The sequence below is a fragment of the Mycobacterium sp. SMC-2 genome (genome assembly GCF_025263485.1).
GTDB lineage: Bacteria > Actinomycetota > Actinomycetes > Mycobacteriales > Mycobacteriaceae > Mycobacterium.
This window is the reverse complement of sequence record NZ_CP079863.1, coordinates 4,145,207-4,160,371: the sequence shown is the minus strand read 5'-3', so window position 1 is coordinate 4,160,371 and position 15,165 is coordinate 4,145,207. Positions and strand designations below refer to the sequence as shown.

The window sequence follows — 15,165 nt, the reverse complement described above, 5'->3', positions numbered from 1 at the left end:
TGTCCTGGTGGGCGATAGGGCAGATGGAGCAGATCGTGACGCGCATCAGCTATGGATTCACCGGGTGTCTCGCGGTCGCGTCGGCTCTGGTGACCGCGGTTCCCGCCGAAGCGATGCCAAATACCCAGTGCGCGCTGACGACACCCGTTCAGGAAGTGCAGCATTTGTCCCAGGTGCCCCCGGAGCTCCTCAAGCTTCTTCCGCCCATCGCCGACGTCGGCGCGCCGTTCAACGCGACCGACTCGGTCAGCGATCCGACGTTGCCGTTCCGCCGGCTGATTCGGGCCGGCAATCACGACGGCGATTGGTTCGTCTGGTACGAGCACGGCGGTATCGGCTACTTTTGGCAGGCGGTGGTCGCGCGCGTCGTGCCGGGCAGCGACCCGAAGGTATTGGCCAACGCCGGAACGATTTCCGACACCCTGTGCAGGATCACCGATGGCGCCTTCGCCGGCACGGTTCCGCCTTACCCGCCCGGATCATGGGCGGCATCCGGCTTCTAAGGACTTCATCGATGAGTTCATCCGAGCAATCGCAGACCCGTACCCGCATGTTCGCCCGTGTGCTGGGCCCCTACCTCACCATCGTGCCGATCACGGTCGCGGTGCGCCGCTCGTACATGCAGACGCTGTTCACGGAGTTCAAGGCAAATCCCATGTGGCCGTGGCTTTATGGGGCCATCCTGTTGATGGGTGGGATCTTCATCATCGCGTTCCACCAGTACTGGCGCAGCCTGGCGGCGGTCATCGTGTCGACCGTGGGCTGGTTTTTCCTGATACGTGGAGTGCTGTTGTTGACCGTGCCCCGGGCCTACGACGCGGCCGGCGACGCGGTGCAAGGCTCGGGTATGTCCGCGGTGATATGGGTGTTATTCGCCTGCCTCGCGTCCGCCGGGCTTTACCTGACGTATGTCGGCTGGAAGCCGGAGCGCGCCGGCGGATAGTAAAGCTCGCGACCATTTTCCATTTCCGCCGCGGGCGCCGAATGCCGGGCCATTTGGTGCCGGGTAGCCCCGGAGAACTAATGGGTCGAATGGCCCTAGCGAAAGGACAATGCGGGAGACACAATTAATCCTTCGGATCGATTGGCGGCAAATGGCTTGGCCGCTCAAACGAGGAGGAATACAGTGAAAATCACCACGATGATCATGACGGTAGCAGCCGTCGTAATGACCGCGATTGGTGTGAGCGGCGTGCCGACTGCATCGGCCACCTATCCCGTTGTCGGCAAACTGGGTAGCGAACTGACGATGACCGACAGCGTCGGCCAGGTTGTCCTTGCGTGGACGGTCAGCAACCTCCAGCCCAGCACCGACGCAACCCCCGGCTACACCCCGACGGGCAAGCTATGGGAAGCCACGGCTACCGTCAGGTCGATCCGGGGCACTGTTACTCCAGCAATTTCGCAGTTCAATGCCGTCGCCCCGAATGCGGCCGCCTATCGGGTCCTGTGGTACGTCGCGAGCCCGACGAACATCAGTGGGGCAACCATTCCCGACGGCGCGCAGGCGACCGGCAAAATCCACTTCGACGTCACGGGTCCGGCGCCGACCACAGTGACGATGAACAACGGGATGGAAGACCTGCTCATTTGGGGACCGTAAGCCCTCGGAGCTAACACGCGACCCCAGCGTATTCGCCCGCTTCATGGCGAATAGGCGGGAATGGTTATGCGGTGTGTTCGGAATCGCCGCGGTGATCGGGCAGTGCCGGCGCCCCCAACGAGGCCAGCATGCCCGTCGCCGCGCGATGCCAGGTGAAGTCCTCGGCGCGGCGTCGAGCGGAGACGCGGCGGTGGTGTTCGGGACGACTGGTGACGGCGCTGACCGCACGCGCGATCGCGGCCGGGTGGTTGTCCGCCGAAGCGCCGCTGTCCGGGGTGATGATCTCGGTCAGCGCCGAGGTGCGCGAGACCACGGCCGGCGTCCCGCAGGCCAGCGACTCCAGCGCGGCCAGCCCGAACGTCTCGTGCGGCCCGGGCGCCAGCGTCACGTCGGCCGACGCTAGAAGCCCGGCCACCGTGCGCCGGTCGGAGACGAAGCCGGTGAAGTCAACCGGCAGCCGGGCGGCCTGTCGCTCCAGCCGGGCCCGCAACGGACCCTCGCCCACCACGACGAGCCGGGCATCGACCCCGGCGTGGCGCAACTCGCCGATCGCGTCGATGCTGCGGTCGACGCGCTTTTCCACCGACAGCCGGCCGCAATGAACCACCAGCAGCTGCGTCGGTGCGGCCCAGCGTCGCCGCAGCAGGTACGAGTGCCGGCGCGGGTGAAAGGTCTGCAGGTCCACACCCAGCGGGACGGTCACGGTGTTGGTCGCACCGATTCGGTCGAATTCCTCGCGCGCGAAACCGGTGGTGCACACCACTGTGTCGTAATCGGCCGCGGTGCGCGCGTTGGCCAGATCGGCGAACTTTACCGCGGCCCGGTGCGGAAGTATTTGTCCCACAAGCCGATCCAACCGCTCGTGGGAGATCATCACGGTCGTGGCGCCATGGTCGCGACCCCACTTGCCCAGTGAGCGCAGCGTGAGCCGGTCGGAGACCTCCAGCGCGTCGGGCCGCAAAGCCCGCAGCAGCGCCTTGACCGGGCCGGGCATAACCGCGCGATAGCCACCGGTGAGGGGAATCAGCCGGGCCGGCAGGGTGATTCGCACCACGCCGGTGTGCAGCCGGCTGCGCTCGGCGCGCTGACCGGGAACGATCAGGAACACCTCGTGCCCGCCGGCGCAATATTCGGCGCCCAGTCGATCCACCGCGGTGCGAAGGCCGCCGGAGCGAGGGCCGTAGAAATTGGCGACCTGTGCAACGCGCATAAGGTGAGGACACGCGGCGCGCGTGTGCACTCAACAATGGGGAATTGGCGCTGGCCTGAACAGTCCATGAATTCCGCCGAAGGGCCGGCATCTGGGGACGCTCGGCCCGCGTCGAGCGTGCGCTCAGGGCTTTGGGTGTGCGCCCAGGGCGGCGACACGCCGAGTGGCGCCGCCCTGGGCGCACACGCAACGGGGTCGGCGGGCGCGCGAAACTACCGCTTGCCCCAGTCCCAGGGCGGCGTGGTCACCAATTCCTGACCGGCGACGCGCGTCTCGCCCCACTCTTTGCACAGCTCGATCTCGACGGCTCGGTCGCTCCCGTCGGCGTCGGCCACCGGCACGGTGTCCAGGAATTCGAGCAGAGCACGCGAATGGGTGACCACCAGGACCTGTGTGCGCGCTGCGGCGGTGCGGATCAGCCCCGCGAGCGGATGCACCAGATCGGGATGCAGTGAGGTCTCGGGTTCGTTGAGCACCATCAGCGACGGCGCCTGCGGGCTCGACAGCGCGGCGGCCCACAGCAGGAGTCGCAGTGTGCCGTCGGACAATTCGGCAGACCGCAGCGGTCGCAGCATGCCCCGCTGACGCAGCTGCAGATCGAAGAGCCCGTCGTGGACGGCGACGGAAACCGTTGCGCCGTCGAACGCGTCGGCGACGGCGCGGCTCAGGTCGTCGAAACCGGCCTCGATGATGGTCTGGATCGCTGCGGCCAAGTCGCTGCCGTCATCGGAGAGCACCGGGGTGCGCGTCCCCACCTGCGGGTGCCGCGCCGGCGCCCCCGCGTCGACGCGGAAGCCGTCGTAGAACCGCCACCCGCGCAACCGCTCCCGGACGGCCGCGAGTTCGGGGAGCGCGTGCGGGTGGGCGTACTCGGCCAACACGCTGCGGTACGACGGCAGCGAGTGGGACAACTCGTCGAACCCGCGGCCGGAGTCCGCGCTCACCTCGGCGAAATCGCGCGTGCGGCGCACGAGCGTCGTGCCGGCGCGCAGCACCGGGCCGGCGAACAACGCTTCCCGCTTGATCTCGGGGTCACGGCCGAAGGCCGACTTCGGCCCCGCCATCTGCGGCATGCCCAGGTCGACGAGATAGCCGAAATCGTCTGAGGCGAAGCCCAATTCGAGGGAGACCGGCCGGGTGCGCACCGTGCCCTCAACCCTCCCGGTCCGGCGGGCGCCCTTGAGCTCCTCGGGTCCGGCCCACAGCGCGGACTGCAGCCCGCCCTCGCGGGCGAGCGACGCGATCACCTCGCCGCGGCCGCAATCGGCCAGCAGCCGCAACGCACGGTATAGCGACGACTTGCCGGCCCCGTTGGCGCCGGTAACCACCGATAGCCGACCCACCGGCAGGATCACCTCGCGCAGCGAGCGATACCCGCGGATCGCCACCGTCTGCAACATGGTGGCTTACTCGTTCTCGGCGGCGCCGAGCAGTTGGATCTCCTCGAGGTCCATTTCGTTCTGCAGCTCGCGCAGCACGATGTCGTCGATCAGGTTTTGGTTGCGCAGCGCGGTGATCTCGCGGCGTTTGCTCTCCAGCACACCCAGTCGCACCCGGCGGACCAGCTCCTTGCGCTTGACCAGGTGGCTGTTCGTCGAGTCGCCCTCGGTGGCCAGGGTCAGCGCGGCCTTTTCCTCGTACTCCTTCTGCAGCCGCCGCCGCAGGTCGTCACTGATGCCGACCTCGTCGGCAACGGACGGCAGCGCGTCGAGGGCGGCTCGGACGCCCCGGGTGCGGGCCAGCTGCAATTCCTCGGCGTGGGCAACGTCCTCGGGCATCTTGGCCCAGCGGACCACGGCCGGCAGCGTGGTGCCCTGAACCAGGACGGTCGTCAGAATCACGAAAACCACGACGAAAATGAGCAGGCTGCGGTCGGGGAACGGCGCGCCGCCGAGCGTGGTCGCCGGGACGGCAAGCGCGGCGGCCAGCGACACGGCCCCGCGGAACCCCGCCCACGCGGTGACGAAGCGCTGACGCCAGCTGACGCGACGTTCGCGCTGCGCCTCCCGGCGGTCGATCAGCCGGATCAGCAGCACCGTGATCTCGCCCCAGAAAATCCGCGACAGGATCACCACGCCGGTGACGGCGAGCGCAATGAACAGCGCGTGGCGAACCCCGCCGCCCACGCCGGCGATGCCGCGCAGCGCTCCCGGTATCTGGACGCCGACGAACACCCACAACGAGCCGTTGAGCAGGAAGGTCGCGCTGTCCCAGAACGCGTACGCCTGCAGGCGGGATCGCGCGCGGATCACCACCGGCCCGGCGTAGGCGAGCATCAGGGCGGCGACCATGACCGCGACAACCCCGCTGCAGTCCATGCTCTGCGCCAGCAGGAACGCCGCGAACGGCGTCAGCAGGCTCAACGCCCCTTCCTCTTGGGGCGCGTCAAGTCTCTTGCGCAGCAACGTAACCGCGCCACCGACCAAGAGCCCGGCGGCGATCCCGCCGAGGTAGGAGCCGACGAACCGGCCGACCAGGTCGGCCGGGGTGATCGCGGATCCGCCGATCGCGACGTGGACCGTGACCGCGAACAGGACCAGGGCCGTGCCGTCGTTGATCAGACTCTCGGCCTTGAGCACGGTGACCGACCGGCGGGGCAACTTCTTCGCCAAGCCGGCCACGGCGGCGGCGTCGGTGGGGGACAGCACCGCGCCCAGCACGGCCGCCGCGTGGGAGTCCATGCCCAGCGCCCGCGCCGTCCACGACACCGCGACGGCCGTCGCGATCACCAGCGCCACGCTCAGGAACACGATGATGCGTGCGTTCGCCCGGATCTCGCGGAAGCTGGTGTTCAGGCCCTCCCAGTAGAGGATGGCCGGCAGGAACAGCAGCAGCACGATCTCACCGTTGATGTGCACGTGGCCGAAGCTTGGGATCAAACCCAGCAACGTGCCGAGCACGATCAGCAGCACCGGGGGACCAACGCGATAGCGCCGCCCCAGGACCGTCCCGACGATGACGGTGGAGACGAGCGCAACGATCAGGACGAGGCCAAACACCAGCCCATCCTGCCGGACACGTCCGGTGTGCGCCGAGCGGGGCGCGGGTGCAGAGCGTTGTCACTTGGGTCATTTCAGCCCCGTGTGCGGGGAGCCACCCGAAGCTCAAAACTGATAGCGCCCGCGATATCAAATTCGACGGTCGTGTGATGGTCGAGGATGAGCCCTTAGCCGGGCCTCAAGTGCAATCGCAGCAGCAGTCGTCGCACTCGCAGCAGCAATCGCAGCCATCGCAGCAGCACCAGCAGCTGCCGGTGCCGCCTCCGCGCCGCTTGCGGCCCGGAATTCCCTCCCCGACCGCGGGCTCAAACGGTTGGTCGCCGAAGTTGATCGGTCCCTGCTGGCCGTGCGGCGTTCCGCTTTGTGCGCGGTAACCGGCCTGCGCGAAAGTGCGGTTGATCGCGCGGCGCACCTCGCCGATCAACAGCCGATCGACCAAACGCCTGTCGGTAAACGACACGTCGGCCAGCGCCAGCTCGATGCCCAAGACCGCGTCGTCACACAGAGCACGGGCGGCCGCGACGGGAGTTGCGGTGGCGGCCAACGGGTTCCACTTGCCTCGCGCGACGTCGTCGCGGTAGTCCTCGACCGCATCGAGCAGGTGGGCCACCCTGCCGAATAGCCGCCCCACCTCGCGCAGCGGCATCCCGTTGTCGGGGCGGCCGGCCAGCACGGCGGTGTGGGCGAACGCTTCGGCGACGGCGGTCTCGGTGGGCTCGGTCACCAGCAACAGTGAGCTGCCCGGACGGGCCTGCGATTCGAGCGCGGCCTGGCGGTCCATCGCGGCGACGAGCTTCCCGGTGTCGAAGCCCAGGGAGCGACCGGTGTCGGTGCCCTGGCGCACCCAGCGTTCGGCGATGCGGCGCGCCGCCGGGCGCACCCCGGCCACGCCCACCATGCCGTCGCGGTCGTCGATATGGTCGCGGACTCGCGCCGCGGCCAGCGCCAACGACACCACCGCGGCCAGCCGCGCGCATTCGCCGGTGGCCACGTCGGCGCGGCGCATCCCCCGCAACGGGCACCGCCCGGCCGTGCGGCGGGTCGGCTGCCCGGCCGACTGCGCTTCGACCAGCAACGAGACCACCAACCCGTCGTAGTTGGTGGCGATGCGGGCGGCTTGGCCGTAGTCGTCACGCAGCGCCAGACATAACCCGCACAGTTGCGCTCTCCAGGCCGCTGCGAACTCGTCGCCAAGCCGGTGACGGCAGGGCCGGATGATGCCAAACATGCACAGAAGCTACCGGACATTCAGCAAACACGAGCCCAAAACGCCGAGCCGGTGATGGGCTCGTGCGCAGCCGCACGTCGATCAGGCTCCAGGCCATAATGGGCTCGATGACTGTCGGGAAGATCAGGCGCTTGGTGGCCGTCGCGATGCTCGTTTCGCCGATCTTGGCGGGCTGCCACTTCGGGTCCAGGAACCCACCGTCGACCAAGACGCTCGAGGTGCCCATGAGCCAGGTGCTCACGGAAAGCGACATCACGCAGAACATCACCGTGGCCGTCGGCAACACGCTGATCCTCCGGTTGGGCTCGAACTACACCACCCCGTACCGGTGGACGCCGGACACGACGATCGGCGACCCGGGCATCATCAAGCAAACGAGTCACGAGTTCGTCCCACCGAGCTCCGACGCGTTGGGCGCGCCCGGAACCGAGGTGTGGAAGTTCACCGCGTTGCGGCCGGGCACGACGACGATCGGCACGTCCTACACCAGCTTCGTCGGCAATGACTCCAAGCCGGCGTGCACGTATACGGCCACCGTCACGGTGCAATAACCATGCCGGAAACGACGCCGCGCTTTCCGGTTCAGCCGGTTTTCGTGTAACGCGGCGTGCGTCCCAAGGCATAGCCTGCGGCACAGGGGCTTTCCCATTTCGCAAAGGCTGTCCCCGCGGGGCGAATGCCGAGGGCGTGGCTGAGGAGGCCGATCCCGGCGCCGAGGATGGGCCATATCGGCCAGAAGTACGTGGCGCCGGTGGTGGCGGCGACGGCCGCCCACACGGTGAGCACGATGACGGTCATCGCAACGTAGGCGGCGAGGTGAACGCGCACGCCGCGGCGGGCGGCCTCGATGCGGGCGGCGCGACGTCGCGGGTCCGCCCGCCGGATCCGTTCCAGCGGCAGGTCGGCGAGGAGTTGGCGCAGTTCCTCAGTGGTGTGTGTCTCGAAGACCGCCTGCACCCGTTGGTCGTATTCGTTCAGATCCAGGTAGCCCTGCGCGAGCGCTTGGCCGAGGCGTGCGGCCGTCCTCTCCCGGTCGCGGTCGCCGGCGCGCGGGGTCGCGAGTTGCTGGTTCATTTCGTCCCCTTCCAACGATGTGAATGGCCTTAACATAGTCCCAAATGTTAATGTCGTCAACATGGCACGTGAGCGGAAAACCCCGGCGGGTGCGAAGCGTCGGGACAGCTACCACCACGGCGACCTGAAACGCGCCCTGACCAGCGCCGCCTTGTCGCTGGTGGCCGAAAAGGGGCCCAAAGGCTTCACGCTGACCGAGGCGGCGAGGCGCGCCGGGGTCAGCGCCGCGGCCCCGTACCGGCACTTCGCGGACAAGGCCGCGCTGCTCGCGACGGTGGCCGAGCAGGGCTTCCGCGACCTGCACGCCGGCCTCGCCGCGGCCGCCGAGGCCACGCCCGACCCGAAGGACCGGGTGGTCGAACTCGGCCGCGCGTACGTGCGCTGGGCCGTCGCCCACCCGGATCGCTACCAGGTGATGTTCGGCGCCGAGCTCCCGAAGGCGGACCATCCCGAGCTGGCCGTCGCCGGCGAGCAGGCGTTCGCGGACCTTCTCGACGCGATCGCGGCGTGCCAGGCGGCGGGCATCGTCGGCGGTCGGGATCCGCGCGAGCTCGCCGCGCCGCTGTGGTCGCTGGTGCACGGCGTCTCGTCCCTGGCGATCGGCGGCGAACTACGCACCGTCGGCATCGAGCGGGACCCGGAGGCCATCGTCACCGGCGTGGTGGCCCAAATACTCGGCGGCTAAGCCACATTGGCCTGGCGGCGCGTCGAATACACCTGGGCCAGGAATTGCTCGACGGCGACCGCGGTGTGCGCCGCGCGGGCCGAACCGAAGATGTCGAAAGCGTGCTGGGTGAACGGCAATTCGGCGTACACGACGGGCTGGTTGCTGACTTGCCGCAGTCGCTCGACGAACCCACGCGCCTGCTCGACGGGCACCAGCGAGTCGTTGCGGCCGTGCAGGACGAAGAACGGGGGAGCGTCGGGCGAAACGTGGTTGATCGGCGAGGCGGTGATGAACGGCTGCATGTTGGTCGACGGCCGTTCCTTGACAACGGATTTGACCAGCAGCGCGGGCATCATCGGGTGCATCGCGTCGCTGAACCGGGTGAAATCGTAGACGCCGTAGAACGGCACGGCGGCCTGCACCCGGGTGTCGGCGTCCTCGAAGCCGGGCTGGAACTCAGGGTCGTTGGGGGTGAGCGCGGCCAACGCCGACAGGTGGCCGCCGGCCGAACCGCCGGTGATGGCGATGAATTCGGGATCGCCGCCGTACTCGGCGATGTGGCCCTTAACCCACGCCAGGGCGCGCTTGACGTCGATGATGTGAGCGGGCCAGGTGTTGCGGGGGCTGTGCCGGTAGTTGATCGCCACGCAGATCCAGCCCAACTCCGCAAGGTGGCTCATCAACGGATGCGCTTGCCCGCGTTTGTTTCCCAACGTCCAGGCGCCGCCGGGGATCTGGAAAAGCACCGGCGCCTTGCCGCTCAGGTCGAGATCGGGACGGCGCCAGATGTCCAGAAAATTGGCGCTGCCGAATTCGCCGTAGCTGATGTTGGAGTCGTGGGCGTAGTCGCGATAGATGCGCATCATCCGCAGCAGCCCCGGTGTCTTGGCGGTGCCGCTGCCGGCCGGCTTACGCCACAGGTCCCCCGATTCGGTGAGACGAGACGCGCCCAGGCCACTGTCTAGCGCCTCGGTCAGCGGCACGTTGGCCTTGTGCCCGGCACGGCTGAAGTTCAGCAGGCCCATTGCCGACACTCCCGCCACCGTCCACGCGGCGATCCGCACCGGCCGCGTCAGGCGACGGGCGGTCAACGCCAGCCCGCCGAGCTGGCTGACCAAAGTCTGCAGCGGCAACTCGGTGACGACCAGCCCGAACATGAACGAGAAGAGCGAGAGGTATCCGCTGCGCGCCAGTGGCCGGTAGGCGTTGAGCGTGGATACCGCGGTTACCGCCGTGACGACGAGCGACCCTATCTGCCGGATGACGTGGATGATTCGAGCTGTCCGCATGGGCTCACCCTATTAAAGGCCCCGGCGGGCCGGCCATGGCCGGTTGTCTCAGGCGAAAACCGTCTTCGGCATCACCGTGGGCTTGACCCCGTACCGCGGGGTGCTGAAGCCGTAACCTCTACCGGCCGTGGCCATCGCCGGCATCCCGGCCGGCACCGCGGTCACCGGTGCCGCCTCCTCGGGCGCCACTGCCCAGCCCGACCCGACCGAAGCGACGGGATCCATCGGGGGAGCGGCCGCCGACCAGGTGGCCGGAACCGACAGACGACCCACCGTGGACGCCTGGCCGACGCCGGCCAGCACGGGCGCCTGGGCCATTCCGGTCGACCCGGCCTGCGCCACCGACCCCGCCAGCGTGGGTCCGACGAAGGGGCCCGCGGTGCCGAGCATGACCGACGGAACGCCGTTCATCGTGTGTCCCAGCAACACCGAGGTCGGGATGGTTTCCATGGACCACCACGCGGCGGTGTTGATCGCGCCGTTGATGGTGTTCTGCACGATCGGGATTTGGAAGAAGGGCGTGGCCGGGGGAGGGTCGGCGGTCGCCCCGACGTTCGGGCCGGCGAGTCCCGCCACCGTGTTCTGGAACGTGTTGACCGACTGCATGAGCCCGGCCTGCGTGTTGGTGGCGGCACCCGTGCCCGATACCACGGCGGCCTGGCGGGCGATCCCGCCTGGGCTGGTCGTCGATGTCGGCGAGGTCAGCGGGCTCAACTTTCCGGCGGCCGACGACGAGGCTGCATAGCCGTACATGGCGGCGGCGTCTTGGGCCCACATCGCCGAGTACTCCGCCTCGGTGGCCATGATCGCCGACGTGTTCTGTCCGAGCACGTTGGTGGCGACTAGGGCCGCCAGCTGGGCCCTGTTGGCCGCGATCACCGGAGGCGGAACCGTCATCGCAAAGGCCGCCTCGTAGGCGGCCGCGGACGCCATGGCCTGGGCGGCGGCGTACTGGGCGGCCGCGGCGGTGGTGTTCAGCCAGCTCACGAAGGGCTGGACCGCGGTGGCCGCCGATGTGGAGGCCGGGCCCATCCACTGCTCGCCGGTCAGCTCCGAGATCACCGACTCGTAGCCCGCCGCGGTGGTGCTCAGCTCGGCGGCCAGGGCGTTCCAGGCGGCCGCGGCGGCCATCATCGGCCCGGCGCCGGCCCCGGCGTACATGCGTGCCGAGTTGATTTCTGGGGGTAGTGCTCCGAAGTCCATTGTCCTGCACTCCTTTTCGCTCAAAACTTGGGGTTTCCTAGGCGACCGTGGGGCGTCCCATGACGGTGGGCTTGACGCCGTAGCGGGGCGCGCCCAGTCCGCCGAGTTTCCCGGCGGTCGCCACGGCGGGCATCCCGGCAGGCACGCCGGCCACCGACGGGCCCTGGGGCGCCGCGGTAGTCCAGCCGGTCAGCGTCGGAGCTGCCGGCGGCGTGGTTGGCGCGCTCGCTCCGGCGGCCCAGCTGGGCGGCACCGACAGCCGGCCGACCGCGGTCGCCTGTCCGAGACCCGCCACCATCGGGGCTCCCGCCGCACCTGCGGGTTGCGGCGTTCCCGCGAGGGGCTGCACCGTGTCCGTAAGGGTCGTCCCGGCCAGGGCGGACGATGCCGGGCCCGACAGCCCTTCGGGTCTGACGAGCAGGCCGCCACCCGCCATCGCAAGCAGGTCCGACGTCGCGGAGCCGAAGTTGCCCACCCCGATGTCGCCGATGTTGAGCAGGCCACTGCCCGCCGGCGGGTCCGCCGCGGCCGCCGGGGTTGCCGCACCGTTGACGGCCGGTGCGGCCGCGAAGGGCGACGCGGTTGCCGCGGAGTTGGTGGCCTCGGCGGTTTGATACGACCCGGCGCTGGTGTCAAGGGTTTCCACGAACTGCTGGTGGATGCTCGCGGCCTGGGCGTTGATCGACTGATACAGCTCGCCATACGCCGTGAACAGCGCCGCTTGCAACGCCGATATTTCGTCGGCGGCCGCGGGCGCGATCGCGGTGGTCGGCGGAGCCGCCGCCGCGCTTTCGGCCGCCAACGCGGACCCAAGGGCCTCGAGCTTGCCCGCGGCGTAGAGCAAAGCTTCGGGTTGGGTAATCACAAAGGACATCGGTGTCTCCTTATGGAATTTGGTCGGGCAATGTGGGAATGCCCCGACTTGTGACGGCTGAAGCCGCCAATTCCATTCGACGCCGGTTGAGCGCGCCCGGAAAGGCGCCTTAGGTCCCTAGCTGGCCTCGGCCCGGCTCTCGAGGTTCTTGACCGCGGCCGGGTCGTTCTCCGTCGGTCCAATCTTCGCCGCACCGCCGGGCGAGCCGAGCTCCGTGAAGAAGTCGGCGTTGATCTGCGTGTATTTGGCGTATTCGGCGGGCAGGTCGTCTTCGTAGTAGATGGACTCGACCGGGCACACCGGCTCGCAGGCGCCGCAGTCGACGCACTCGTCGGGGTGGATGTAGAGCATCCGCGCGCCCTCGTAGATGCAGTCGACGGGGCACTCCTCGATGCACGCCTTGTCCTTGATGGCGACGCAGGGCTCGGCGATCACGTAGGTCATGGCTTCATGGTTCGTGCCGCGACCAGCCGCGAGTAGGGCCCCCGGCGTTGTGGAGTCACAAGCTATCGTTGTGTCACACGAATCGATTGTGATGTGATCAGCCATGCCGCTCAGCCCCCGGATGCCCGAGCTCGCCTCGTTCGAGGTGTTTCTGGCGATCGCCGAGACGGGCAGCCTGGGCCGCGCCGCGCGCGAACTCGGGCTGACGCAGCAGGCCATTTCGCGGCGGCTCGCGGCGATGGAGGCCCAGGTCGGGGTGACGTTGGCGGTGCGGACGACCCGCGGCTCGCAACTGACGCCGGCGGGGCTGATCGTCGCGGACTGGGCGAGGCGGTTGCTCGAGGTCGCCGCCGAGCTGGATGCGGGTATGGGCGCGCTGCGCAAGGAGGGCCGCGAGCGGATCCGGGTGGCGGCCAGCCAGACGATCTCCGAACAGCTGATGCCGCACTGGCTGCTGTCCCTGCAGACCGAGGCGACGCGGCGCGGTGGCGCTGCACCGCAAGTCATTTTGACCGCCACCAACAGCGAGCACGCTATCACCGCGGTCCGCGACGGCAGCGTCGATCTCGGCTTCGTCGAAAACCCCGGCACGCCAACGGGGTTGGGCACCTGCGTGGTGGGGCAGGACGAATTGGTGATCGTCGTGCCGCCGGGGCACAAGTGGACCCGACGGGCGCGGGGCGTGACCGCCCGTGAACTCGCGGAAACGCCGCTGGTTGCGCGCGAACCGCATTCGGGCATCCGCGATTCGCTGACCGTGGCGCTGCGCCGGGTGCTGGGCGACGACATGGAACAGGCCGCGCCGGTGCTGGAGTTGACGTCGGCGGCGGCGATGCGCGCGGCCGTCCTCGCCGGCGCGGGGCCGGCGGCGATGAGCCGGTTGGCGGTGGCCGACGACCTGGCGGTCGGGCGGCTGAGCGCGGTCACCATCCCGAAGTTGGACTTACGACGCAAGTTTCGCGCCATCTGGGTGGGCGGGCGCACCCCGCCGGCGGGGGCGGTGCGAGACATGGTGAGCCACATCGTCGGTCGCACGCGCGGATAGGCTCGCGCCGAACGTCGAGTTGTCGTGGTGTTTCGGGTGGTTTGCCCGCAACAAGTCGACGTTCGGCGAATGGATTAGGCCGCGGCGTCGGCGTCCAGCGCCTCGTCGTAACGGTCCAACACGGTTTCGGCCACCAATCGGTGCGCGCCGAGCGGCGCGGCCATCGCAATGCCGTTGTCCCGCACATACGTTGAGACGCCGTCGGTGAGCAGTCCCGGTGCCAGGAACCACGGCGCGATGACGAGCCGCCGCGCGCCGCGGCGGCTCAGGTGGCCGGCGGCGCGGTGCACCGACGCCTCGGGCCGGGTGGCGAAGGCCGTCGTGGCCCCGGCCCACCGGGTGCCGACGGCCAGCCGGGACGCCACCTGCGCGGTGCGCGCGTTCGCCGCGGGGTTGGACGAGCCGATCGCGACCACCATCACCCCTAGGTCCTCGTCGTCGGGCGAAACCCCCAACTCAGCGAGGCGTTCGCGCAGCACCGAGATCAGCCGCCCGTCCTCGCCGAGCACGTCGGCCTGCCGGATGCCGTGGGCTCCGGCCCTCGCGATCTGCTTCGGGATGTCCAGGCGCGCGTGGTAGGCGCTGGCCAGCAGCAGCGGGGCGACCACCGCGCGGCGGCTGTCCGGCAATCCGGCCAGGACGTCGACGAAGTTCGGCGCGTTGAGCTCCAGGAAGGCCAGCCGCACGTCGAGGTCGGGGCGCATGAATGCCAGCCGGTCGGCCAGGGCCTGGGCGTTGGCGCCCGACCGTGGGTCCCGGCTGCCGTGCGCGGTGAGGACGAGGGTGCTCATGATGCGTGTAACCCGCATTCGATCTTGTTTCGTCCGTGCCAGCGCCCGCTGCGCGGGTCCTCGCCCGCGGCCGGCTTGGTGGTGCAGGGGGCGCAGCCGATGGAGGGGTAGCCCTCCTCGACCAGCGGGTTGACCAGCACGTTGTTGCGCCCGATGTAGTCCTGGACGTCCTCGTCGGTCCAGGCCGCGATCGGGTTGACCTTGATCAGGTTGAACGATTCGTCGAAGCTGATCAGCGGCGCGTTGGCCCGGGTGGCGGCCTCCGCCCGGCGCAACCCGCTGACCCAGGCCGCGTAGCCGCGCAGCGCGCGGCGCAGGGGGAGGACCTTGCGCAGCCGGCAGCATTCGTTGGGATCGCGGGCGAACAGATCCTTGCCCAGCAGCTCGTCTTGCTCGGCCACGGTGTGCTCGGGCGTGACGTTGAGCAGGTGGATGTCGTAGACGGACTCGACCGCGTCGCGGGTGCCGATGGTTTCGGCGAAGTGGTAGCCGGTGTCCAGGAACAGCACCGGCACACCCGGCCGCACGTCGGAGGCCAGCGAAACCACCACCGCGTCTTGCATATTGGCGGCGACCACGTACTTGCAGTTGGCCCAGCCGCGGGGACCGTCGACGCCGCCGAAGTGCCCGTCGGTCCAGCGCAAGATGTCGACGGCGTCAGCCCCGTCCATTTCGGCCGCGCCCCGCTCCGCCAGCTTGCGCAGCTGGTCTTCGGTGAAGTTCATCGCCACCATGGCG

Annotated in this window: 17 protein-coding genes; 6 read left to right on the top strand and 11 right to left on the bottom strand. The window is 69.1% G+C overall.

Annotated features, from left to right (window positions below; translation table 11 throughout):
* Window positions 1-35: 35 nt before the first annotated feature.
* From KXD96_RS19505 to KXD96_RS19495, 3 genes are all read left to right on the top strand, one after another.
* The gene (locus KXD96_RS19505) at window positions 36-503 is read left to right on the top strand and encodes a hypothetical protein (protein ID WP_260738941.1); all 468 of its coding nucleotides are present in this window, start codon (window positions 36-38) and stop codon (window positions 501-503) included.
* Window positions 504-514: 11 nt separating this feature from the next.
* Window positions 515-943, top strand: coding sequence for a hypothetical protein (locus KXD96_RS19500; protein ID WP_260738939.1), 429 nt, complete (start codon window positions 515-517; stop codon window positions 941-943).
* A gap of 183 nt (window positions 944-1,126) precedes the next feature.
* Complete coding sequence (locus tag KXD96_RS19495) at window positions 1,127-1,603, top strand: MPT63 family protein (protein ID WP_260738936.1); 477 nt, start codon at window positions 1,127-1,129, stop codon at window positions 1,601-1,603.
* A gap of 64 nt (window positions 1,604-1,667) precedes the next feature.
* Here KXD96_RS19495 and KXD96_RS19490 read toward each other — a convergent pair whose 3' ends face one another.
* The 4 genes from KXD96_RS19490 to KXD96_RS19475 all read right to left on the bottom strand — a co-directional run bounded on the left by KXD96_RS19490 (window position 1,668) and on the right by KXD96_RS19475 (window position 7,040).
* Window positions 1,668-2,813, bottom strand: a complete 1,146-nt coding sequence (locus KXD96_RS19490) for a glycosyltransferase (protein ID WP_260738934.1) — start codon at window positions 2,811-2,813, stop codon at window positions 1,668-1,670.
* Window positions 2,814-3,025: 212 nt separating this feature from the next.
* Window positions 3,026-4,213 carry an AAA family ATPase gene (locus tag KXD96_RS19485; protein ID WP_260738931.1) on the bottom strand — a complete coding sequence of 396 codons (1,188 nt, stop codon included), beginning with the start codon at window positions 4,211-4,213 and terminating at the stop codon, window positions 3,026-3,028.
* A 6-nt stretch (window positions 4,214-4,219) separates the two neighbouring features.
* Entirely contained in the window at window positions 4,220-5,812 is a 1,593-nt protein-coding gene (locus KXD96_RS19480) for a Na+/H+ antiporter (protein ID WP_260738928.1), read from the bottom strand.
* A gap of 178 nt (window positions 5,813-5,990) precedes the next feature.
* Window positions 5,991-7,040: a DUF5685 family protein gene (locus KXD96_RS19475; protein ID WP_260738926.1), complete on the bottom strand. Its 1,050-nt coding sequence runs from the start codon at window positions 7,038-7,040 to the stop codon at window positions 5,991-5,993.
* A 98-nt stretch (window positions 7,041-7,138) separates the two neighbouring features.
* Here KXD96_RS19475 and KXD96_RS19470 point away from each other — a divergent pair, with 98 nt between their 5' ends.
* The gene (locus KXD96_RS19470) at window positions 7,139-7,591 is read left to right on the top strand and encodes a protease inhibitor I42 family protein (protein WP_396877028.1); all 453 of its coding nucleotides are present in this window, start codon (window positions 7,139-7,141) and stop codon (window positions 7,589-7,591) included.
* 31 nt (window positions 7,592-7,622) lie between these two features.
* On the opposite strand, the gene KXD96_RS19465 is transcribed toward KXD96_RS19470, so the two are convergent.
* Entirely contained in the window at window positions 7,623-8,114 is a 492-nt protein-coding gene (locus KXD96_RS19465) for a DUF1707 domain-containing protein (protein ID WP_260738924.1), read from the bottom strand.
* A gap of 61 nt (window positions 8,115-8,175) precedes the next feature.
* Between KXD96_RS19465 and KXD96_RS19460 the strand changes: the two genes are divergently transcribed.
* Window positions 8,176-8,799 (top strand): TetR/AcrR family transcriptional regulator, encoded by a 624-nt coding sequence (locus KXD96_RS19460; RefSeq protein ID WP_260738922.1) that lies wholly within the window; start codon window positions 8,176-8,178, stop codon window positions 8,797-8,799.
* Here KXD96_RS19460 and KXD96_RS19455 read toward each other — a convergent pair.
* The 4 genes from KXD96_RS19455 to fdxA all read right to left on the bottom strand — a co-directional run bounded on the left by KXD96_RS19455 (window position 8,796) and on the right by fdxA (window position 12,591).
* Complete coding sequence (locus KXD96_RS19455) at window positions 8,796-10,070, bottom strand: alpha/beta hydrolase (protein WP_260738920.1); 1,275 nt, start codon at window positions 10,068-10,070, stop codon at window positions 8,796-8,798. The two genes, KXD96_RS19460 and KXD96_RS19455, sit on opposite strands and share 4 nt — an antisense overlap.
* 48 nt (window positions 10,071-10,118) lie before the next feature.
* Window positions 10,119-11,273: a PPE family protein gene (locus KXD96_RS19450; RefSeq protein ID WP_260738918.1), complete on the bottom strand. Its 1,155-nt coding sequence runs from the start codon at window positions 11,271-11,273 to the stop codon at window positions 10,119-10,121.
* A gap of 37 nt (window positions 11,274-11,310) precedes the next feature.
* Entirely contained in the window at window positions 11,311-12,147 is an 837-nt protein-coding gene (locus tag KXD96_RS19445) for a PPE family protein, SVP subgroup (protein ID WP_260738916.1), read from the bottom strand.
* A 117-nt stretch (window positions 12,148-12,264) separates the two neighbouring features.
* Window positions 12,265-12,591 carry a ferredoxin gene (gene fdxA / locus KXD96_RS19440; RefSeq protein ID WP_260738914.1) on the bottom strand — a complete coding sequence of 109 codons (327 nt, stop codon included), beginning with the start codon at window positions 12,589-12,591 and terminating at the stop codon, window positions 12,265-12,267.
* 103 nt (window positions 12,592-12,694) lie between these two features.
* Between fdxA and KXD96_RS19435 the strand changes: the two genes are divergently transcribed.
* On the top strand, window positions 12,695-13,636 hold the full coding sequence (locus KXD96_RS19435; protein WP_260738912.1) for a LysR family transcriptional regulator: 942 nt from the start codon (window positions 12,695-12,697) through the stop codon (window positions 13,634-13,636).
* A gap of 74 nt (window positions 13,637-13,710) precedes the next feature.
* Here the strand turns inward: KXD96_RS19435 and KXD96_RS19430 are convergent, their stop codons facing one another.
* Together KXD96_RS19430 and KXD96_RS19425 are read right to left on the bottom strand one after the other, a co-directional pair.
* Window positions 13,711-14,427 (bottom strand): sirohydrochlorin chelatase, encoded by a 717-nt coding sequence (locus KXD96_RS19430; RefSeq protein WP_260738911.1) that lies wholly within the window; start codon window positions 14,425-14,427, stop codon window positions 13,711-13,713.
* Window positions 14,424-15,161 (bottom strand): phosphoadenylyl-sulfate reductase, encoded by a 738-nt coding sequence (locus tag KXD96_RS19425; RefSeq protein WP_260738909.1) that lies wholly within the window; start codon window positions 15,159-15,161, stop codon window positions 14,424-14,426. Before KXD96_RS19425 ends, KXD96_RS19430 begins: the two co-directional genes overlap by 4 nt.
* Window positions 15,162-15,165: the final 4 nt, after the last annotated feature.